Source organism: Sulfurimonas autotrophica DSM 16294 (assembly GCF_000147355.1).
GTDB lineage: Bacteria > Campylobacterota > Campylobacteria > Campylobacterales > Sulfurimonadaceae > Sulfurimonas > Sulfurimonas autotrophica.
Genome location: NC_014506.1, coordinates 1,762,578 through 1,783,765, shown reverse-complemented (window position 1 = coordinate 1,783,765; position 21,188 = coordinate 1,762,578). Strand labels below are relative to the sequence as shown.

18 protein-coding genes and 1 tRNA gene are annotated in these 21,188 nt (G+C 35.4%); 13 read left to right on the top strand and 6 right to left on the bottom strand.

Annotated elements, in window-relative coordinates; genetic code table 11:
• The 5 genes from SAUT_RS09105 to SAUT_RS09085 form a co-directional block, all read right to left on the bottom strand.
• Nucleotides 1-3,162: an ATP-binding protein gene (locus SAUT_RS09105; RefSeq protein WP_013327591.1), complete on the bottom strand. Its 3,162-nt coding sequence runs from the start codon at nucleotides 3,160-3,162 to the stop codon at nucleotides 1-3.
• Between the two features lie 3 nt (nucleotides 3,163-3,165).
• Nucleotides 3,166-4,722 (bottom strand): Hpt domain-containing protein, encoded by a 1,557-nt coding sequence (locus SAUT_RS09100; RefSeq protein WP_013327590.1) that lies wholly within the window; start codon nucleotides 4,720-4,722, stop codon nucleotides 3,166-3,168.
• 12 nt (nucleotides 4,723-4,734) lie between these two features.
• Nucleotides 4,735-5,145, bottom strand: coding sequence for a PAS domain-containing protein (locus SAUT_RS09095; protein ID WP_013327589.1), 411 nt, complete (start codon nucleotides 5,143-5,145; stop codon nucleotides 4,735-4,737).
• 70 nt (nucleotides 5,146-5,215) lie between these two features.
• Complete coding sequence (gene uvrC / locus SAUT_RS09090; protein WP_013327588.1) at nucleotides 5,216-7,018, bottom strand: excinuclease ABC subunit UvrC; 1,803 nt, start codon at nucleotides 7,016-7,018, stop codon at nucleotides 5,216-5,218.
• A complete protein-coding gene (locus SAUT_RS09085) occupies nucleotides 7,008-7,346 on the bottom strand; it encodes a hypothetical protein (RefSeq protein ID WP_245534100.1) in 339 nt (112 codons plus the stop codon). The genes uvrC and SAUT_RS09085 overlap by 11 nt, the downstream gene beginning before the upstream one ends.
• An 81-nt stretch (nucleotides 7,347-7,427) precedes the next feature.
• Here SAUT_RS09085 and SAUT_RS11300 point away from each other — a divergent pair, with 81 nt between their 5' ends.
• The 13 genes from SAUT_RS11300 to SAUT_RS09025 all read left to right on the top strand — a co-directional run bounded on the left by SAUT_RS11300 (nucleotide 7,428) and on the right by SAUT_RS09025 (nucleotide 20,879).
• Nucleotides 7,428-7,622 carry a lipoprotein gene (locus SAUT_RS11300; RefSeq protein ID WP_223175443.1) on the top strand — a complete coding sequence of 65 codons (195 nt, stop codon included), beginning with the start codon at nucleotides 7,428-7,430 and terminating at the stop codon, nucleotides 7,620-7,622.
• Nucleotides 7,622-9,073 carry an L-aspartate oxidase gene (gene nadB / locus SAUT_RS09080; RefSeq protein ID WP_013327585.1) on the top strand — a complete coding sequence of 484 codons (1,452 nt, stop codon included), beginning with the start codon at nucleotides 7,622-7,624 and terminating at the stop codon, nucleotides 9,071-9,073. The genes SAUT_RS11300 and nadB overlap by 1 nt, the downstream gene beginning before the upstream one ends.
• Nucleotides 9,073-10,380, top strand: coding sequence for a sodium:proton antiporter NhaD (gene nhaD, locus SAUT_RS09075; protein WP_013327584.1), 1,308 nt, complete (start codon nucleotides 9,073-9,075; stop codon nucleotides 10,378-10,380). Before nadB ends, nhaD begins: the two co-directional genes overlap by 1 nt.
• 126 nt (nucleotides 10,381-10,506) lie before the next feature.
• A complete protein-coding gene (gene guaA, locus SAUT_RS09070; protein ID WP_013327583.1) occupies nucleotides 10,507-12,057 on the top strand; it encodes a glutamine-hydrolyzing GMP synthase in 1,551 nt (516 codons plus the stop codon).
• 17 nt (nucleotides 12,058-12,074) lie between these two features.
• On the top strand, nucleotides 12,075-12,710 hold the full coding sequence (locus SAUT_RS09065; RefSeq protein ID WP_013327582.1) for a uroporphyrinogen-III synthase: 636 nt from the start codon (nucleotides 12,075-12,077) through the stop codon (nucleotides 12,708-12,710).
• A gap of 297 nt (nucleotides 12,711-13,007) precedes the next feature.
• Nucleotides 13,008-14,273, top strand: coding sequence for a phosphoribosylamine--glycine ligase (purD, locus tag SAUT_RS09060; RefSeq protein WP_013327581.1), 1,266 nt, complete (start codon nucleotides 13,008-13,010; stop codon nucleotides 14,271-14,273).
• An 11-nt stretch (nucleotides 14,274-14,284) separates the two neighbouring features.
• The gene (locus tag SAUT_RS09055) at nucleotides 14,285-14,734 is read left to right on the top strand and encodes an RDD family protein (RefSeq protein ID WP_013327580.1); all 450 of its coding nucleotides are present in this window, start codon (nucleotides 14,285-14,287) and stop codon (nucleotides 14,732-14,734) included.
• A 28-nt stretch (nucleotides 14,735-14,762) separates the two neighbouring features.
• Nucleotides 14,763-16,919, top strand: coding sequence for an LPS-assembly protein LptD (locus tag SAUT_RS09050; RefSeq protein ID WP_148218551.1), 2,157 nt, complete (start codon nucleotides 14,763-14,765; stop codon nucleotides 16,917-16,919).
• An 11-nt stretch (nucleotides 16,920-16,930) separates the two neighbouring features.
• Nucleotides 16,931-17,599 carry a phosphoribosyltransferase gene (locus SAUT_RS09045; protein WP_013327578.1) on the top strand — a complete coding sequence of 223 codons (669 nt, stop codon included), beginning with the start codon at nucleotides 16,931-16,933 and terminating at the stop codon, nucleotides 17,597-17,599.
• Nucleotides 17,596-19,776, top strand: coding sequence for a polyribonucleotide nucleotidyltransferase (locus SAUT_RS09040; RefSeq protein WP_013327577.1), 2,181 nt, complete (start codon nucleotides 17,596-17,598; stop codon nucleotides 19,774-19,776). Before SAUT_RS09045 ends, SAUT_RS09040 begins: the two co-directional genes overlap by 4 nt.
• Nucleotides 19,777-19,914: 138 nt before the next feature.
• Complete coding sequence (locus SAUT_RS09035) at nucleotides 19,915-20,229, top strand: F0F1 ATP synthase subunit C (RefSeq protein ID WP_013327576.1); 315 nt, start codon at nucleotides 19,915-19,917, stop codon at nucleotides 20,227-20,229.
• Nucleotides 20,230-20,301: 72 nt separating this feature from the next.
• Nucleotides 20,302-20,385 (top strand) — tRNA-Leu (locus SAUT_RS09030).
• Between the two features lie 38 nt (nucleotides 20,386-20,423).
• The gene (locus SAUT_RS09025; RefSeq protein WP_013327575.1) at nucleotides 20,424-20,879 is read left to right on the top strand and encodes a YaiI/YqxD family protein; all 456 of its coding nucleotides are present in this window, start codon (nucleotides 20,424-20,426) and stop codon (nucleotides 20,877-20,879) included.
• Between the two features lie 6 nt (nucleotides 20,880-20,885).
• Here the strand turns inward: SAUT_RS09025 and SAUT_RS09020 are convergent, their stop codons facing one another.
• Nucleotides 20,886-21,143, bottom strand: a complete 258-nt coding sequence (locus SAUT_RS09020; RefSeq protein WP_013327574.1) for a hypothetical protein — start codon at nucleotides 21,141-21,143, stop codon at nucleotides 20,886-20,888.
• Nucleotides 21,144-21,188 lie beyond the last annotated feature (45 nt).

The following is a 21,188-nucleotide window of genomic DNA, read 5'->3' as shown; positions in this document are numbered from 1 at the left end:
TTAAATAAATTTTTCTATAACAAGTCTAAGCAAGTCTTTGTTTATGACATTTTTAATAGTCTCATCCACATGTTGCACATCATTTTCATTCTCAGGCATCGCTGGGTCAATAATTAATACTAAATGAGTAGGAAGTTTTCTTTTGTCACTACTTGATTTAACCAACTGTGCAAAATCTTCTAAATCAAGTGTTTCACACTCTTTATCAAACAGTATAAGCTTATAACTCTCATCTTCAATTTTCTTTTGTAAGTCATTTATATTGTTTGTAACTTCATAGCTATAGCCCAATGAATCAAGAATTCTTGTAAAGAGTTTTGTTTCAAAAGGACTTTTCTTAGCCAGTAAAATATCGGCTTTATATTCTGCCGGATTTTCTTCTACTGTTTGTTCTTGCTCTTGAATTGGCTGGATCTCTGGAACCTCGGCTGCTGTAGGTACTTGTTGTACAGCTTCTTCTTGCTCCTTTACATCTACGATGTGATCTGCGAGAAAATGATTAAGCAGTGTTATAATTTCTTCACGTACAAGCGGTTTGGTTGTATACTCATCAAGTCCTGCTCTTAAAAATCTTTCACGATCACCCTTGAGTGCATTGGCTGTAAGTGCAATAATAGGAACATGAGGCTGGTTGTATACTTCCTCATATTCAAGAATTTCTTGGGTAGCTTCTGTCCCGTCGAGGAATGGCATTTGAATATCCATAAAAATTAAATCATAATTATGGTCTTTTCGTTTTTGAAAAGCTTCAAGCCCATTTGAGGCTATGTCAACGCTTAAACCTAAATCTTCAAGTGTACGTTTGATAAGTTTTTGGTTAATGATATTATCTTCTGCAACAAGTACTTTTGCAGCAAATTTAGAGGAACCTGCTGTAAAAACTTTATGTGAAGTTGTTTTTATTTTTGGTGCGGTAAAATTTTCACTCTGATAATTTTCAAGTGCTACTTTTAATTTAGTGTTATTTAATGGTTCGTATATGGTTTTGAATATTTCAATACCCATAGCATCAATTTTTCGCATAAAGTAAGATTTTGTGAGTAAAATCATTTTTTGCCCTAAACTGCTGTATGCTTTTAGCTCTTCTTCATTTGCGTACTCATAATCAATAAACAGCAGGTCATAGCTTATCTGTCTTTGCAACGTTTCAAGTTCATTGGTGTCTTTGAAAGTCGTATAACTTACACCATAAAAATCAAGATACTCTTTGAGGTAAATATCTTGTCTTTTTGTTTTATGTGTAGATTCTAAGATTAGGGCATTGATTCCCGAATAGCTTCCTTTTGAAGTTTCACTAACAGTTTCTATCTCTTCAAAATCAAGTGTAAAGAAGAAAGTTGTTCCTTCTCCCGGTTCACTGTGAAGGTCAAGTTGTCCACCCATAAGTTCAATAAAACGTGCAGAAATAGTAAGTCCAAGACCTGTACCACCGTATTTACGCGTAATTGATGTATCTGCTTGTGAAAAAGCTTCAAAAATTCTAGATTTTTGTTCACTGGTAACGCCAATACCGCTGTCTTGTACTTCAAATTTTACACGAGTTGTACCTTCTTGCGGTGATTGCAGTTTTCTAATATCAACGTTGATAGCACCAGAACTACTAGTAAACTTAACAGCATTTGAGAGCAGGTTGATGACAACTTCTTTAATTTTCGTTGGATCACCTTTGAGAGGTTGTTCAAGTTCAGGGTCAATAAAACATCCCAAATCAATGTGCTTTTCACTTGCACGAACGGCATAAACATCAACAGCACTTTCAAACTCTTCAATCGGATTAAATATAACATCTTCAATTTCAAGTTTATTACTCTCAATTTTTGAAAGGTCAAGAATATTATTTATAATTTCAAGTAGATTCTCTGAAGATTTTTCAATAATTTCAACAAATTCTTGTTGCTCTTCTTTAAGCCCTGTATCTTTAAGTAATTCTGTAAATCCAACAATTCCGTTGAGCGGTGTTCGGATTTCGTGTGACATATTTGCCAAGAACATTGATTTTGCTTCACTTGCCTCTTGTGCAGCTTCTTTATCCTGTTTTGTCTGTTCAATGATTTTCTCAAGAAGACTGTAGGCTTCTTCAGTTCCTTTTGCAGTATGAAGGTTAATATCAATAGCTTTGTCACTTTCATTAGTATCTTCGGCAACTCTTTTAAGAACATTTTCAAGATTTTGGATATTTTTGGCAATTTCATTTGAAAGTAGAAAACCTAAAATTGCCAATATGATTGAGACCAGCCAAATAGTTAATGTAATAGTCAAAAATTGTAAAGCTTCAGTTTTTACTTGAACTGCTCTCTTGTCCATAGTACTTAAAACTGCATTTTCTCCTTCTGAAATGAGATTACTTTTTTCAGAGAGCATAGCAAACCACACACCTGGATTTGTTTCATACTCTCCACTAGAAGCTGTAATTAAGATAGCAGCACGTTCGGTATTTAGATCATCAAAGAGCTCAAGAGCATCATCATTTTTAAACAATTCATTGAGTTTTGTTTCAAGTGTCTTGTGTTTAATATTATAATAATTAATAGCATCAGCTTTTGCTATTAGAGAGAGCCATTTATTGATTTCTTCTTCATCCATTTCTGTTGAACGCGCAAGAGTGTAAGAGATGAAATCACGTTCATCTGCAGTATATGCATTTGCATGGACTAATGAGATATAGACGGAGGCATAAGTGTTGATTTTACTGTCAAGCTGATTTGATGTAACAGTTTCAAGTTTTTTAATGATTAATTGCTCTGTTTTGCCATATATTTTGCTGTATATATCCTCAAAATCAGCTTGATGGGTGTCAACTAATGTTCTAGAGTGTTTTATACTTTGCATCGCCTGTGCCAATATGACGTCTTTTTCAGCTTGTGCTTTTAAGCGCTGAAAATAGAGTGCTTCTTGTTGGTCAACTATTTTTCTCTGTTTTAAAAGAGATTTTAATGTGTTTGGTGATGAGTTACCAAGGTACATTACCGTCATACCTCTTTCTCGAGATACATTTCTTAGGAGGTTGTTGAGTTCCCTGTTTGTTGAGAGTTTATCTTGAAGAAGTTGAGCTGCTTTATAATTTTCATATGAGTCATAAACAAAATAACTCGTAATGGAAATTAAAATAATAATTGGTAATAAACTAATAAGTCGAAGTCTATTTTTTAAGCCTATCTGCATCGATTAATCCTCTTCTTTTGAAATTGTTGTAAGTACATTGTCTATCTGTGTGACAGCTTGCGCAATAGCATCTTTGTCTGTAGAATGTATAAGTGTTTCAAGCTCATTGGTAAAGGCATGCATTCTCATGTTGTCACTCATACCTTTTAGTTTTAAAGCCTGTCGCTTTGATGTTTCATAATCATTGGTAGAAACAGCCTCATTGATTTTTGTAAATATAGTATGTGCTTCTTTAACAAAGTCTTCAAAGAGTTCATTAAAACTTTCTAAATCCAAGCCTATTTCATTGGCAATTTTTTCTTTAGAATATTTTTCTTCACTTTGAGTTTCAATTTCCAGTGCTGGCTCCGGTTCAGCTTCGATCTCCAGTTTAGCTTCAATCTCCGGTTCTTCTTTAAATTCTAAAGTAGGCTCAGCTTCTTTTTCTTGAATCTCCAGTGGAGTTTCTTCTGCTATTTCTTCTTCTTTGAATTCCAAAAGTTCTTCCGGCTCTTCTGGCATAATTTCAAGCTTTTCATCATCGGGAGCTATGAATTCATCATCTGAAAGTTCAGGTATTTCAATCTTTTGAGGTACTTCTTCATCTTTAATTGGTATGGCTGTCTCTTCGCCTGAGAGTCTTGCTATGATATTGTAAAAGTTATCCAAATTTGTTTTTATAACATCTGCATCGGAAGCGGCATTGACAATTGAGAGTACTTCATAAGCGTCTTCTATACGTAGGTTTGCAGCCACTCCTTTTAATTTGTGTGAGAGGATTTTAACATTGTTTATATCTCCCTCATCAAGTGCTGTATAAAGCCCATTTTTAAAATCATTTGCCTGGTCAATAAAATCTTGTATAAACTCTTCGATTAAATCAAGTGGTAAACCAAGTTCTTTGGATGCGATGTGCGGATCAAAGACATATGTACTCTTTGGTTGTTCCTCAAGTGCTTGTTTTGGAGCAACGTATTCTTTTTGGGGTGTTACATGTAATTGAGGTTCTGTCTCCAGGACCGGTTCTTTTACTTTTTCTACAGGTTTTTCTGGTACTTGTGTTTCCATGCTTAAGTCACCGATATCAAGCATTTGATCAAGGTCTTCTTCTACGCTCAATGGAATGTCATACTCATCTTGTATAACTATATTTTCTTCTTTTTTCGGTGTAATAGTTTGTACTGTTTTAGGAGCTACTTCAGGAATTGGTTTTTGTATAATATCACCTGAAATATTATCATACTCTTGGATCGTTAATGCTCGTAAATTGTTAAGATGAACCAAATAGGCTTTTTGACTAGGATTATCCACAAGGTAAGCATTTGTAATGGTAATAATAGCTCTGTAGCTTTTTGAATTTGCATTAATAATGACTTTAGACTCTTCATTGGATTCTGCACATGTAATAAAATCAATCCAATGTACATGTTGAAAATTATGTATGTAACCCGGTGTTTTAACAAATAAGTCGGCAAAATCAGTAACTTCTGTCCGCAGCTCGGCCAAATCTTTATAACCTAAGGTATGTAAATCTTTTTCATCAATACCTAAAAATTCTTTTTGAAAATTATAAATCAGCATATCTATCCCTTTTTACTCTGTTTCAAGCATTTTTTTGTATGTTTCTTCCGTCTCTTGAATATCTTTACGAGATGCTGCTTTTCTAGCGGCAATATATCCCGTTATATTTTCATCTTCATCTCTAATCGGCAAAATTTCAGTATCTACCCAGTAGTAAAGACCATCTTTTCTCAGGTTTTTGACAAGACCATTCCATGCTTGTCCACCCTGAATAGTTTCCCACATTTTCGCAAATACAGCACGGGGCATATCCGGATGTCTGAGTATATTGTGAGGTTGTCCTATAAGTTCTTGGGCTTTATATCCAGAAACACTGCAAAAAAGTTTGTTTGCGTAGGTTATAACACCTTTTAAATCTGTTTGAGAGATTATGACGTTTCCGTCAAAAAAATATTCTTCGTCTATAGGGATAATTTTGCTCATTAAAAAACCTTATAATTAAATTACTTGTTTGAATTATCACAAATATATCATAAAGGAATAAAAAAAAAACTTATTTATAAAAATTTTTGATAGTTTTTGCATCTTTTGTATTTAAAAGTGAACTAATATCATCAAATGTTACATTTTTGAGTGCTTCAAAAGTTCCATAATGATTGAGAAGTTTTTGTATTTTTGCAGGTGATATGCCATGTAAACTTAAAAGTTTGCTCTCCTGGTCTAATTTTAGTTTTGTTTTTTTATGAAAAGTAATAGCCGCTCGGTGCGCTTCATCCCGTAAATTTTGAATCCACTGCAGACGTTTGTCACTTGTTTTTAGCCTGAAAACTTCATCTCTTGTGTATATAATGTCTTGTGCTTTTCCTTTGGCACGGTGGGCTTTTGCATCTACCTTCTCTTTTGATATTGCTATAACATCGAGGTTAATGCCATTGGATTGGAGAATATCGACTGCAAGTTTAAGGAGTGTTGCTCCCCCGTCTAGTATCCATAAATCAGGCGGTGAACTTTTGCTAAAACTTTCTACCCTTTTCGTTAATGTTTCACGCATCTGTCCATACTCGTCTCTTGCATCAAGGTGATAGGTTCTATAAGATTTTTTATCAAATTTTCCATTTTCATATACTATCATAGCGCCGACTGTAGCAACACCGGACATATGAGAGTTGTCAAAAACTTCTACTCTGTTTGGAAGTTTTTGCAGTTGGCACAGCTCTTGTACTTCTTGTAATATTTTGGTGTTGAGAGTCTCTTTGTCTCTTTTTAAGAGTTCAGTTGCATTTAATTTTGCCAAAGCAATTAAATCTTTCTTTTTTCCTCTTTGAGGGATTATGATTTGTGCTTTTTGTTCAAATATATTTGTAAGATAGTTTTGTATCAGCTCTTTATCTTCAAAATCCTCTCCAATGAGCAGGGGAACAACAATAGGAGGTTTTTCGTCTTTATAAAAACCAAGTAATGCTCTGGAATAGAGTTCATTTGTATCAAGCCCCTCATTAAGGTTTATATACTCATGCGTTGAAGATATAATTTTTCCGTGGCGCATAAATATTTTGACAACGACAGCTCTTGTTTGGGAACTTTCAATGGCAAAAATATCATAATTTTCATTTGTAGCAAAATCAATTTCACTTTTAATGTGGGAACGCTCAATCCTCTCCATCGTGTCACGTAGCTGGGCTGCCTCTTCAAATCGCAGTTCCTCGGCATAAAACTCCATTTTTTCCTGCAGTTTGCTTAGAAGAAGTTTTTTATTTTTTATAAGACTCGTTGCCAAATTCACTTCTTGAGCGTAGCGCTCTTTGCTGACTGGCAGTTCGCAGGGACCGAGACATTTATCTATTTGATAGTACAAACAGAGTTTTTTTGATTTGAGACAGGCTTTTTTTTGTACAAGCTTGCAAATGTCATAAATAGAGCTAAGAATATCTCTTGCACCGACGGAATATGGACCATAATAGGTAATATCTTTACTTCTGATGATTTTTCTTGTGATGTCAAAACGAGGGTAATCTTGAGAGTTGTCAATATATATATAAGGGTAGGTTTTATCATCTCTGAGCAAAATATTATATTTTGGACCCAGCTGCTTGATAAGGGAATTTTCAAGTATTAAAGCATCATGCTCGGAATTTACGATGATGTAATTCATAGAGACTGTTTGATTTATCATCTTTTTTATACGCAGGGAGAGCTGCGAACTTGCACAAAGCTCAGGTGTAAACTGCCAGTAGCTTTTGACTCTGTTGGCAAGGTTTTTGGCTTTTCCCACATAGAGAAGATGCCCGTTTTTGTCAAAATACTGATAGATGCCCGGTTTGTCTGGGAGTTGCTGGATTTTTTCTTTAAGTGTCATTTTTTTCTTTTATGATGTTTTGAATAGAGCGGATAAGCTCTTTGAGTTTTTCATCATGGACAGGAATTTCAAAATTTCCGGTAGATCTTTCTTTATAGGAGAGAACTTTTTTTGGCTCTGTATCTGCCGGGGTACTTACATGTAAAGAGGGTGTATGTGTTACAAAAGCTTTTATATCCGTTATAGTTTCATCGCTACATTCCGCGGGAGTATGAAACTTTAAAGCACTTTTAATGCTTTGTATATTATTATCAAACTCTTGTTTGGCACCGGGATGATTAAGGACAAAAAAAAGTGTATTGTTTTTTATATATGCAAACTTAATCATTTTTTGTAAAGGGGGGCTAAATACTGATTGTATTTTATGTATACATTTATAGTGAGATAATTTAGAAAATTGAGGTTTATTTTGAAGAGAATTAAGAATGTCACTGCTGTTTTTCATATGCTAATTATAGCAAGCTTTTTATTAAGTGTAAGCGCATGCGGCTACAAAGCACCGCCATACTATGAAAAAGAGGCACCAAAGGGTGATAAAAATGTTAAATTTATTATTAAAAAGAAAGAATTTAACAATGATAATAATGCAAGCTGTACACCGTAATGATAGAATATGATGTAATTATAATAGGAGCAGGTGTTGGGGGACTTTATGCAAGCATGAATATTCCTGCTGATAAAAAAGTGCTTATAATCAATAAACGTGAAACTTTTAAATGCAACACATTTTATGCACAGGGCGGCGTGGCACTTGCTAGGAATAAGAACGACATACCTGCACATATAAAAGACACACTTGCTGCAGGTGACGGACTATGTGATGAAAAAGCTGTTGATGTCTTGAGCAAAAATTCCCGTAAAGCGATTGATGATTTAATACGCCACGGCTTTCATTTTGACACTAATGAAGCAGGAGAACTGCTTTATACAAAAGAGGCAGCACACTCATGTGAACGGATTTTACATGCAGGAGGCGATGCAACAGGAAGATACCTGCATCACTTCTTACTAGAACAGAACTCTCATGCGATGCTCAGTGATGCCAGGGTAGTTGATTTGCTTATAGAGGGCGGTGAGTGCTTCGGTGTGACGGTGCTTGATCATAGAAAACGCAGAAATATTTATGCCAAAAATGTCATTATTGCAAGTGGAGGGGTCGGCTCGCTTTATGAGTACCATACAAATGCGCCGTGTATTAGTGCCGATATGCAGGGACTTTGTGTGATGAAAGGCATAGAACTTGACAGAATGGAAATGCTGCAGTTTCATCCTACTGTGTTTGTAAATTCAAACAATGCGCAAAAAATGCTTTTAACAGAAGCTCTGCGCGGTGAGGGTGCTACTATTGAAGATGAAGCGGGTCGAAGATTTCTTTTTGATTATGATGAACGCGGAGAACTTGCTTCGCGTGATATTGTCAGCAAGGCAATATATAAATACAAGAAAAAAACGGGAATGCATGTGTATCTTAATTGTGAAAATTTTGAAGAAGAGTATTTTAAACACAGGTTTCCAAACATATATAAAAATTTAAAAGAACTCGGATTTAATGTCCCGACTCAAAGAGTGCCGATTTCACCGGCTTTTCATTATGCTATAGGAGGCATTCGAACAGATTTGAATGCAAGAGTACCCAATGTGAAAAATTTGTATGCCGTCGGCGAAGTTGCTTCAACAAGAGTACATGGTGCAAACAGACTAGCGTCAAATTCACTCCTTGAAGGTTTGGTGTTTGCTAAAAGAGCAGCTGATGATATATTGAAAAATATAGATGAAATTAAATGCTTTAAAGAGTTTACGCTCAAAGATGAAGTGATGAGCTTAAAAGATGATAAAGTGAAAAAAGATCAACTAAGACGAATCATGTGGGAAAATGTTTCCATTATCCGAACAAAAAGCGGATTAAATGATGCTTTGTCGACAATTAATGCACTTTTAAATGAAAATATTGGTAAACTACTGAAATTTCGTTTACTGACGGCAAAAGAGATAGTAATATCTGCATTAAACAGGAGTGAATCTATAGGGGTTCACACAATACAAGAGGAGAATTAATGGAACACGAAGCAATAAATCTTGCGACAACGTGGGTAGGATGGGCCAGCTTAGCTGTCTTTGTTATAGCGTATTATTTTATCGCTACAGAGGAAAAATATGAGATAAACAAATCAAAGCCTGCACTTTTTGCCGGTACATTTATGTTTATGCTTATTGGTATTTATTATGCAATAAACGGCTTAAATCCTGAAGCAGTGCATGATGAATTAGAACATTTGATTCTTGAAATATCAGAAATTTTCTTTTTCTTGCTTGTAGCAATGACATTTATCGAAACACTTTTAGAACGCGGTGTTTTTGATTTAATGAAATATAAACTTGTTTCAAAAGGATATACCTATAAAAAGCTTTTTTGGCTGACCGGTTTTTTAGCATTTTTTATCTCTCCGGTTGCAGACAACCTGACAACAGCATTGATCCTCTCAACGGTACTTTTTACGATTGACAAGAAAAATCTTGCCTTTTTAGTACCGGGTGCTATCAATATCGTCGTAGCTGCAAATGCAGGTGGTGCATGGTCACCGTTTGGTGACATTACTACGTTGATGTCTTGGACAGCGGGCAAGGGTGAATTTGTAGATTTTCTTTTTCTTTTTCCCGCTTCTGTTGTTGGCTGGGTTGTTACGGCATTTTTACTCTCTTTATCTGTCCCAGCAGGCGAACCGCCATTTGACGGAGCAACAGAGAAAAAGCCTATTGTACTTGACGGTGGAATGGCAGTTGTTTATTTAGGTATTCTTACTATTGTAATTGCTGTGCTTGGACATACATTTTTTCATTTCCCTGCAATGTGGGGCATGATGTTCGGTCTGGCAATTTTGAAACTTTATTCATTCCAGCTTAAAAGATCGGGGAAAAACAGCTTTAATATTTATGTCAATATGGAAAAAGTGGAAAACGATACACTTCTTTTCTTCTTTGGTATTCTTTCAGCAGTCGGTGCACTGCACTTCTTGGGTTTCTTGGAATACATCCATCACCTCTATGATTTAGTCGGACCAACCGCATCAAATGTAGGTGTTGGATTTCTCTCAGCAATTGTGGATAATGTACCGGTTATGAGTGCAATTTTAAAAGCATCTCCTCAAATGGACATAGCACAATGGATGCTCGTTACAATGACAGCGGGTATAGGTGGTAGTTTAATCTCTTTTGGTTCTGCTGCAGGTGTCGGTGTTATGGGAAAACTAAGAGGTATTTATACTTTTGGTGCACACATGAAACATTCATGGACAATTTTAGTAGGTTATATTATCTCTATTATAATCTGGTACGTTCAATTTGAAATCATGGGTCTTTATTAAGCCTGTCTCTTTCTTCTAACATAAAGGTTACATGTAACGCTTGTTACATGTAACAAATCAAACATTAATCTTATTTATTGTATTCTTTCATAATTAATTATTTATAAAAGTAAAAAGGCATTTCAAATGACAAATGTTAGCATTATAGTTCTAGACTTTGGCTCTCAATACACACAGCTTATAGCGCGTCGTCTTCGTGAAGATAAAATATACTGTGAAATTCTTCCTTATCATACAAAAGTAGAAGATATTCAGGCAAAAAACCCTAAAGGTATTATACTCAGCGGCGGACCGTCTTCTGTATATAATGAAGATGCGTATGAAGTTGACAAAGACGTATACAAAATGGGAATTCCTGTTCTTGGAATTTGTTATGGAATGCAGAGAATTGCAGTAGATTTTGGCGGTTCTGTTATACGTTCTGACCATCACGAATATGGAAAAGCAGAACTTGATATTGTCGGTTACCCTGATAATATTTCAGCATTGTTTAAAGATTGTGATAATCACAGAATAGTTTGGATGAGTCACTCAGACAGAGTCGAAACACTGCCTGATGGTTTTAAGGTTATTGCAACATCTGAAAATTCTCCTTATGCAGCCATAGCAAATGATGAAAAACGTGTATATGCACTACAATTTCACCCAGAAGTACAACACTCAGAAGAGGGCTACTTGATGCTTCGTAACTTTGCAAAGAATATTTGCGGCGTGACTGAAAAATGGAAAATGGAGCATTTCTTAAAGCAGCAAATTGAATCAATTCGTGAGCGTGTAGGTGACGCAAAAGTTCTCTGTGGTTTAAGCGGAGGGGTTGACAGTTCTGTTGTTGCAGCAATGCTGTATGAAGCAATCGGCGATCAGCTTATTCCTGTATTTGTAGACAATGGACTTCTTCGTAAAGGTGAGCGTGAACAGGTTGAAGAAGTATTCAAAATTAATCTTAAAGCACCGCTTATTACTGTTGATGCGGTAGACAACTTTTTAGGTAAACTTGCAGGTGTAAGTGATCCTGAACAAAAACGCAAGATTATCGGGCACACTTTTATTGAAGAGTTTGAAAAAGAAGCAAAAAAACATGATGGAATTAAATTTCTTGCACAAGGAACACTCTATCCTGATGTTATTGAGTCTATATCTGTAAATGGACCATCAGAAGTGATTAAGTCTCATCATAATGTCGGTGGGCTCCCTGATTGGATGGATTTTGAGCTTATTGAACCTCTACGTGAACTCTTTAAAGACGAAGTACGTAAAATAGGATTTGAACTTGGTCTGCCGGAAGGAATGATTAATCGTCATCCATTCCCTGGACCAGGTCTTGCAATCAGAATTATGGGTGATGTGAATGTTCCTGATTTAGATTTACTTCGTGAGGCAGATGTTATTTTACTTGATGAGTTAAAAGCAAGTGGATATTACGCAAAAACATGGCAGGCATTTGCAGTACTTTTAAATGTAAAATCAGTAGGTGTTATGGGTGATAACCGTACGTATGATAACACTGTATGTGTAAGAGTTGTAGAAGCAGTTGATGGTATGACGGCAACATTTGCACATTTGCCGCATGATCTTTTAGAGCGAATTTCAAGAAGAATCATCAATGAAGTCGACGGAATAAACCGCGTAGTTTATGATATATCATCTAAACCACCAGCTACCATAGAATGGGAATAAGCGAGAGCTTATATCCTATGCGTCCAATTTACCTTTTTTCTATCTCTTCTCATCCTGATGCTATAAGCATTAATTCACTTGACATTACTTTTTTACAGCCTGAAATTGATTTTTCAAAATATGATTATTTGATTATCACCTCAAAACAGGCATCAAAAGCGCTGCAAGAGTACAATAAAAAAGAGTATATAAACAAGCCCGCCCTTTGTATCTCAAAGCAGAGTGCAAAAAGCTTTGAAGATTTAGGCGGTCAGGTGTTAGCTGTGGGAGGAGGTTACGGCGATAATCTTATAGAACAAATCAAGTCTTTTCCGAAAGAAAAGAAGTGGCTATATCTGCGTGCAAAAATCGTTGCATCTGATTTTGTCTTTACATGTAAAGAAGATGGTTACGTAATTGGTGAAAAAGTTGTTTATGAAAGTGACTGTTCTGGGGCAATTGATAATGTAACAGTACAAGATGATGCTGTTTTAATCTTTACATCGCCTTCAAGCGTGAAATGTTTTTTAAAAAATCACAGTTTGTTGCATACACATAAAATTATAGTTATCGGTAAAACAACTGCAAAAGCAATACCGAAAAATTGTTCATATATTCTCTCAGATGAGACGACAATAGAGAGTTGTATGCAAATCGCACATTCTCTAAAATAAAAACAAGCATTTTTTTTGTATAATAGTATTGTTAATCTGAGTAGTTCGTGTCAGCACGCATATGAGGGTTCTACATATTCAAATTGTGAACTAGTAGAATTGTCGTGTGTCGATGATTTCGTTTGAGGTATGTTAACTCTGCCGATGAAACTGTCGCCGTTAGGCAATCCTCTCTTCACCCAAATTCGGCTTTTTAGAACCAAGCCAATAGTGTGACGGCTACTCGGATTGACAAAGAATTTATTGATTTCATTGCAGTGGGATAAGTAAATTTTTTAATAATTTATGGAGATACAAATGAAAATATTAATCTTGGGTAGCGGTGGACGAGAATACTCTATTGCGCGTGCTATAAAAAATGAAGACGAAGAGCATGAGCTTTTTTTTCAGCCGGGAAATGGTGCAACAAACAATTTAGGCACCAATCTTAATATCAAAGATTATAATGATTTGGCAGCATTTGCAAAAGAAAATGATATTAACCTTACAATTGTAGGTCCTGAAGCACCTTTAGTTGATGGTGTTGTAGATATATTTAAAAAAGAGGGTTTAACAATTTTCGGACCGAGTAAAGAAGCAGCACAGCTTGAGGGTTCAAAAGTGTATATGAAAAACTTTTTAGCAAAGTATAATATTCCTACTGCAAGGTATATAGAGAGTGATTCGATTGAAGATTTATTTCAATTTACAAACTCATTGCAAACACCTATTGTTGTAAAAGCTGACGGGTTATGCGGCGGCAAAGGTGTAATTATTGCACAGTCTCATGATGAAGCAAAAAAAGCGATTTCTGAAATGCTTAGCGGAAAGAGTTTTGGTGATGCCGGAAAAAAAGTAATAGTTGAAGAGTTTTTAGACGGTTATGAGCTTTCAATGTTTGCCGTATGTGACGGAAAAGATTATATATTATTGCCGGCTGCACAGGATCACAAACGTTTACTTGACGGTGATGAAGGACCAAATACAGGTGGTATGGGTGCTTATGCTCCGACACCGCTTGTAGATGAAGAACTTTACCAAAAAGTAAGAGAGAGAATTATCCGCCCGACATTAGACGGCATGCAAAAAGAGGGTGCTCCATTTGAAGGTGTTTTATTTATTGGCATCATGGTAGTCAATGGCGAACCGGTTACTTTGGAATTCAATGTTCGTTTTGGAGATCCTGAGTGTGAAATTCTTATGCCTTTGATGACATCAAGTGTGTCAGATATGTTTTATAAAGCGGCTACAAATCGTTTAAGTGATATAAAAGTAGAATTTTCAGACCAGTATGCTGTAGGTGTTGTTATGGCAAGTGAAAACTATCCATACAGCGCATCGACGCCGGCTGAAATTATTTTAGATGATGTAAAGCATAAAGAGATAGCAGAAAATACACATATATCTTTTGCCGGAGTAGAGATGGAAGATGGAAAATTGTATGCGACCGGCGGACGTGTTTTAGTATGTGTCGGTTTGGGTGATAGTATAAAAGAGGCACGAGACAGAGCATATTTGAGATGTGGGCAAGTTCATTTTGCAGGGAAAAAACTTCGTACAGATATCGCGTACCAAGCTCTTTAGGAATTTGAACTTTGAATGAAGAGATAGAGAAGCTACTCAACCGCGAACATTTACAACTTGCATCCATTAAAAAAAGAGCAGTGGCATTTTTTATAGATGAAATGCTGCTTTCTTTTTTACTTATTATAGCTATGTCTGACTCATTTTCAAAGGCACAAACTGTTGAAGATATTATAATACTTACAAATACTTATGTCATGCAGTATATTATAATGAAAATAGTTTATCAAACTTTTTTTGTCATGCAATACGGTGCTACACTTGGAAAACTCGCTATGAAAATAAGAGTGATAGATATTAGAACGTTAGATAATCCAAATTTTGCCATTTCACTCAACCGGGCAGTTTTTAGAATCATTAGCGAGATGATTTTTTATCTTGGCTTTTTATGGGGAATGTTTGATCCTCAACGTCAGACATGGCACGATAAAACTGCAAAGACTTTGGTTATAGATGCTTAAATATTGTCTTCTTTTACTTATAGTTTTTATGAGCATTTTGAATGCAGATGATAAAGTTGAAATATATTCATCGTCTGTAAAATCCAAAGATAATATTGTCAACGCCAGCGGTGGCGTAACTGTTGTCTACCAAGATTATTTTTTAACCGCAGACAGGGCAGTATATGACAGAGATACGCAAGACTTGGAACTTTTTGGACATGTTAGGCTCAATCATAATAAAAACTATAAAATACTGGGAAAATATGCAAAACTGAACCTGGCAAAAAAAGAGCGATATTTTAAACCGCTTTATCTTCTGGATACTAAATCTGATGTCTGGATAAGTGCAAATGAGGGTGAAGCAAAAGCTGAGATGTTAGATATCACTTCAGGCTCAGTAAGTGGATGTGATCCAATCAACCCTCTCTGGACAATGGAATTCTCTTCATCTGATTATAATACAGACTCAAAATGGCTCAATTTATATAATACAAGACTTTATATCTATGATATACCTGTATTTTATACACCATATTTTGGCTATTCTTTTGATACAACGCGAAGAACAGGGCTTTTGAAACCATCATTTGGTATCTCTTCAACGGAAGGCTTTTTTTATGAACAGCCGATTTACATTGCAGAACAAAATTGGTGGGATTTAGAGATAAATCCGCAGATACGAACAAGCAGAGGAGAAGGTGTTTATGCTACTTTTAGATTCGTCGATTCACCGGTTTCTAGTGGAGAATTTAAAGCAGGTTACTTTAAAGAAAAAGAAGATTACTTTTTAAAAAACAATCTAGAAAATCAGTCGCATTACGGATTTAATTTTAGGTACAATAATATAAATCCTTTAAATCAATGGCTTGGCTTAAACTTGTCTGGACAGTCTGGGATATATGCAGATATTAATCATATGAATGATGTAGATTATATAAATCTTGCCTCAAATACAAATGGAGAGAATCAATCAACTGCTACGCAGGTTCTCTCAAGGGTAAATATTTTTTACAATACGAATGATAACTATATCGGTACATATTTTAAATATTATGAAGATTTAACACTGCAAACAAATGACAATACCTTGCAAAAACTGCCAACGATTCAATATCACCATTATGTAGACACATTTTTAAAAGATCATTTGTTATATTCATTTGATGTGCAAAGTAATAATATTCAGAGAATTATCAATAAAAAAGTTATACAAACTGATGTTAATTTGCCGGTTACTTTGCAAACGTCATTATTTGAGGAGTATATAAACCTTTCTTACAAAGCCAACATGTATCTGCAACACTCTCAATTCAGTGGTCATGAGCAGAATCCAATTACTGGTTTTGAATATCATGATGGTTTTTATGCAAGAAACTATCACACTATTGCAGTGTCTACGCAACTTACAAAAGCTTATGAAAATTTTAGCCATGTTATGGGTGTAGAAGTTCGCTATAACAGAAAAGGCTGGAGTAAAAAAGATGGTTTTTATGAAGATAATTTAGAGTATTGTTCAGATTTTACAAATAAGACAGATCCAAATTATGCCCAAAGGTGTGAATTTTATAATATTGCTGCAATACAAAATGATACACAAGTAGATTTTAAACAATATTTCTATGATACATCTGCACAAGAAATTCTTTATCATAGAATCTCTCAAAATATCTCTTATGAAAATACAAAAGAGAGATATGGAGATTTGGAAAATGAGCTTGATTACAAAATAGCAAGTTTTTTATCTTATTATAATAATATGTTCTATAATTATAAAGAGAATAAATTTTCAAAAGTCTTTAATCAAATCTCTTTTAATAAATATGGACTTAACATTGCACTTTCGCATCTGTATAAAGATACATTCTTACCAAAAACAACAACGTATACACCCTATACGAGTTATTTTACTTCTAGTGTAAAGTACACATACAATAGACATTATTCTTATAATGCAAGTTATAATTATGATATAGAATCCAAAGAGAGAAAAAGTATGTCTTTAGGATTTGTGTATACAAAAAGATGTTGGGACTTTGGCATACAATATACAGAGAACAACAGACCTGTTTTAACTACGATTGGTGCAGCCAACTCATCGGTATATGACAGGTATATATATTTGACTATAGTATTGAAGCCATTAATGAAAGCAAACACAGGGAGCCCATTTCTTTCATACAAGCTGCCAAATGATGCAAAGTAGGATACAAAGATATGCAAAAATATAAACATATTCTGTTAGACAGAGAAGATGCAGCACAAAAACTGCGTGATGTGATTCCTATGCAAAAACTAAAAGAAGAAGCATGGAATATTGTTGCCGTTTCAAAAGGCGGCTTGGAATTGGCATCATTTATCAAAGGAAAGCTGAAAAACAATTTGCAAATTCTTTTTTTAGAAGCTATTGTGGCACCAAATAATGCTGAGTGTGAAGTTGCCAGAGTAAGTGAAACAGAAGAGATTGTACTCAATGAAGAGTTGATTAATGCTTTTGAGATACAGTATGATTATATCTACGGAGAAGCTCATAGAAAGCATGAAGAAGATATACTTAGCTATATATATAAGTATCGTAAAGGAAAACCTTTTCCATTTATGCAAAACGAGGTAGTTTTGCTTGTAGATGAAGGAAGTGAGACAGGCAGTAAGTTTATGACAGCTCTAAAGACTATTTTGGCTCAAAAACCAAAAGCGGTTTATATTGCTACGCCTGTGCTGCCAAGCGATGTTTTGGAGTTGTTAGAAACTTTTGTTGATGATATATTTTTTCTTTATGATATAGATGATTATGTGGAAACAGCATTGTATTATGAGAATTTAGAAACGATGGATGATGAAAAAATCGAAGAAATACTAAGTAAAGACTTAAAGGATAATAGATGACATATGATGTGAAATTAGAGTTAGAAAATAGAGTTGAAGAGTACTCATTTGGAGACGTTGCAAAACAGGCAAATGGTTCAGCATGGATTAAATCAGGAAAAACTGTTATTTTGGCAACAGTTGTAATTGATGAGACTGAAATTGTAAAAGATGATTTTTTGCCTTTGACTGTTCAGTATATAGAAAAAACATACGCGGCAGGAAAGATTCCGGGTGGGTTTTTTAAACGTGAAACAAAGCCAAGTGATTTTGAAACGCTGACATCGCGTATAGTTGACAGAAGTCTGCGTCCTTTATTTCCAAAAGGATTTGGGCATCCTACACAAATTACTATTATGGTGTTTTCTGCGGATTCAGAGTCTGATATGCAGGTTCTTGCACTCAATGCAGCTTCAGCAGCACTTTTTACTTCAGATATAGATGTAAACAGCAGTGTTTGTGCAGTACGCGCAGCTAAGGTTGATGGCGAACTTATTTTAAATCCGACACTTACACAATTAAAAAATTCTAGCTTAGATTTATATCTTTCAGGAACTAAAGATGATTTATTAATGATTGAGATGCGTTCAATCGGAAGTGAAAAAGTTGAAGTTGAAGACACTTATGAGCCTATGCTTGATCCGATGATGGACCCTAGCCTGGGTACAATAGTTGTAGATACTCATGTATCTAATGCAATGCCTGAAGATGAACTGATTGAAGTCCTTGATAAAACTGAAAAACTTCTTTTTGCATCAAATGTTGAGTATGAAGTTGCTTTTGGTCCTTATCAAAAAGATATTAAACCGTTGGATTTGAAATTAGATAGTTTAAATGAAGAGATGGTTGCCTTTGTCAAAGAGCGTCATATGAAAGATATTGCGGATGCAATGAATCAAATGGCAAAATCTGAACGCTCAACAGCTCTTAGAAACTTAAGAAAAAGAATTCTGACAAATAATATAGAATGGGATGAGTTAGAACTCAAAGCTGCAATAGAAGCAGTGAAAAAAGAGCAGGTACGCTCACAAATACTCAATGAAAAAGTCAGAGCCGATGGTCGTAAATTGACAGAAATACGTCCTATAACTATTGATACAAATGTATTGCCTGCTGCACACTCTTCATGTCTCTTTACACGCGGACAAACACAGGCACTTGTTGTTTTAACAATGGGCGGACCAAAAGATGCACAAATGTTTGAGGGTTTAACCGATGAGGGTACTCAAAATGAAAACTTTATGGTGCATTATAATTTTCCGGGATTTTCAGTAGGAGAAGCTTCTCCGGTAATGGGAACAAAAAGACGTGAACTTGGACATGGAAATTTAGCAAAGCGTGCGCTTGAACCTATAATTGATCTTGATGGACAGACAGTTCGCTTAGTATCTGAAATATTAGAGTCAAACGGTTCTTCTTCAATGGCTACAGTCTGCGGCGGATATATGGCATTAAGAGCAGCAGATATTGAAACGAGTGATACGGTTGCCGGAATTGCTATGGGAATGGTGAGTGATGGTGAGCGTTATGCAATTCTTTCTGATATTATGGGACTTGAAGACCATGATGGAGATATGGACTTTAAAGTAACGGGCTCAAAAGAGGGCATTACTGCTATGCAGATGGATATAAAACTCGGCGGTATCAGTCTTAATATTTTAAAAGAAGCATTGTATCAGGCAAAAGAAGGGCGTGCACATATTATCGACATTATGCTTGATGCCGAATCTAAAATAGAATTTAATGACGGTGTTCTTCCATCAACAGAATTTTTCCATATTGATCCGGGATTTATCGGTGAAATTATAGGACAAGCCGGAAAAACCATTCGTGAAATGATTGAAAAATTTGAAGTTGCCATAGATATAGACAAAAAAGAGGGTAAAGTTAAAATTACAGGTAAAAATAAAGAGGGTGTTCAGGGTGCAAAAGAGCATATTCAAAAAATAGTAAATGCTCCCAAAAAGGAAAAAATAAAATATGAAGTAGGTGAGAAATACGAAGGCACTGTCAAAAAAATAGTTGACTTTGGTGCATTTGTAGAACTTCCTGACGGAACAGACGGTTTACTTCATATATCTAAACTCTCTAAAGACAAAAGGGTTGAAAATGTGCATGATGTCCTTAAAGAGGGTGAGAAAGTAACTGTGGAAATTTTAGAATTTAAGGGAAATAAAATTTCTTTAGGGCTTGCATAAGAGAACATTTAGCAAAGCTTCTATATAATGCGCTTATCATTTCTAGTAGGGAAATCTGGGCATTTATGTTTAGGTTGCTTCATTGCAAGATGAGGTTACGCTATCCGAACGAATTGTAATTATTTTAAGGAACATATTATGAAAAAAATTCTTTTTCTTTTAGTAGCTCTTTCAGCTGCTGCATTCGCTAATGACGGTGAGGTTGCAAACCAAACTCTTAAAGCATACTCAATGATCGCTGCTGGTCTTGGTCTTGGTCTTGCTGCATTAGGTGGAGCTATCGGTATGGGTAGTACTGCTGCTGCTACTATTGCTGGTACTGCACGTAACCCAGGTCTTGGTGCTAAACTTATGACTACAATGTTCATCGCTCTTGCAATGATCGAAGCACAAGTTATTTATGCACTAGTAATTGCGTTAATCGCACTTTATGCTAACCCATATTTAGGTTAATCTTTCAAGATTACTAAATATACTTCAGACTTAACTCTTTTAGAGTTGGGTCGCTTTTATACCACTTAATATGCGCAGGTGGTGGAACGGTAGACACGCAACGTTGAGGTCGTTGTGCCTTCGGGTGTGGGGGTTCAAATCCCCCTCTGCGCACCATACTCTCAAACTATAAACTTCAAAAAGAGAACAAACCTGTGTTAGAAATATATATAGACGGTGATGCCTTTCCCAATCTTTTAAAACCTATTATACTGCGCCAGATTGAAAAGTATGGTATAAAAACATACGTGCTTGCAAATAAAAAGATAAATATCGGGAAATCAAAAAATATACATTATATGATCGTTGATGCTGGAGCTGATGAAGCTGACAATAAAATTGTAGAGATGTTGCAAGAGGGTGATTTGGTCATTACTGCTGATATCCCGTTGGCAGACAGAGTAATAGATAAAAATGCGCATGCAATAGACCATAGAGGCGAGCTTTACAGTAAAGATAATATTAAACAATACCTAGCAATGCGTAATCTAATGGAGAGCATCAGAGAAATGGGAGAGGTAACCAAAGGACCAAAACCTTTTGGACAAAAAGATGCCGAACTTTTTGCAAATCAGTTAAATATGTTTTTGCAAAAATGGGTGTTAAAGTAGCATTTTTTATATTTCATCATTTTTCCAGGCGGCAACTGCATCATTTAGGCTCTCAAATCCACTCTCTTTTCCGATTATAAATACTTCATCAAATATATAGCAGGTGACTCTTGTATTTGGTTCAAGTAAAAATACTGCATATTCATCATTGTTTTTTTTGTTAACGGACAGAACACGCATACTGTCAACAATGTCTCCAACCTGAGGAGTTACATCAAACTCGACATTTATCAACTTTTTGCCGTCACTAGTATAAATCGCCATTATTGCCTCTGTTTTTTAGTATAATATCTGTGCTTATTATACTCA

Bases quoted from the DNA above. Each gene is read 5' to 3' on its own strand.
- SAUT_RS09105 (WP_013327591.1), bottom strand. From the start codon at position 3,162: ATGCAGATAGGCTTAAAAAATAGACTTCGACTTATTAGTTTATTACCA.
- SAUT_RS09100 (WP_013327590.1), bottom strand. From the start codon at position 4,722: ATGCTGATTTATAATTTTCAAAAAGAATTTTTAGGTATTGATGAAAAA.
- SAUT_RS09095 (WP_013327589.1), bottom strand. From the start codon at position 5,145: ATGAGCAAAATTATCCCTATAGACGAAGAATATTTTTTTGACGGAAAC.
- uvrC (WP_013327588.1), bottom strand. From the start codon at position 7,018: ATGACACTTAAAGAAAAAATCCAGCAACTCCCAGACAAACCGGGCATC.
- SAUT_RS09085 (WP_245534100.1), bottom strand. From the start codon at position 7,346: ATGATTAAGTTTGCATATATAAAAAACAATACACTTTTTTTTGTCCTT.
- nadB (WP_013327585.1), top strand. From the start codon at position 7,622: ATGATAGAATATGATGTAATTATAATAGGAGCAGGTGTTGGGGGACTT.
- nhaD (WP_013327584.1), top strand. From the start codon at position 9,073: ATGGAACACGAAGCAATAAATCTTGCGACAACGTGGGTAGGATGGGCC.
- guaA (WP_013327583.1), top strand. From the start codon at position 10,507: ATGACAAATGTTAGCATTATAGTTCTAGACTTTGGCTCTCAATACACA.
- SAUT_RS09065 (WP_013327582.1), top strand. From the start codon at position 12,075: ATGCGTCCAATTTACCTTTTTTCTATCTCTTCTCATCCTGATGCTATA.
- purD (WP_013327581.1), top strand. From the start codon at position 13,008: ATGAAAATATTAATCTTGGGTAGCGGTGGACGAGAATACTCTATTGCG.
- SAUT_RS09050 (WP_148218551.1), top strand. From the start codon at position 14,763: ATGAGCATTTTGAATGCAGATGATAAAGTTGAAATATATTCATCGTCT.
- SAUT_RS09045 (WP_013327578.1), top strand. From the start codon at position 16,931: ATGCAAAAATATAAACATATTCTGTTAGACAGAGAAGATGCAGCACAA.
- SAUT_RS09040 (WP_013327577.1), top strand. From the start codon at position 17,596: ATGACATATGATGTGAAATTAGAGTTAGAAAATAGAGTTGAAGAGTAC.
- SAUT_RS09035 (WP_013327576.1), top strand. From the start codon at position 19,915: ATGAAAAAAATTCTTTTTCTTTTAGTAGCTCTTTCAGCTGCTGCATTC.
- SAUT_RS09020 (WP_013327574.1), bottom strand. From the start codon at position 21,143: ATGGCGATTTATACTAGTGACGGCAAAAAGTTGATAAATGTCGAGTTT.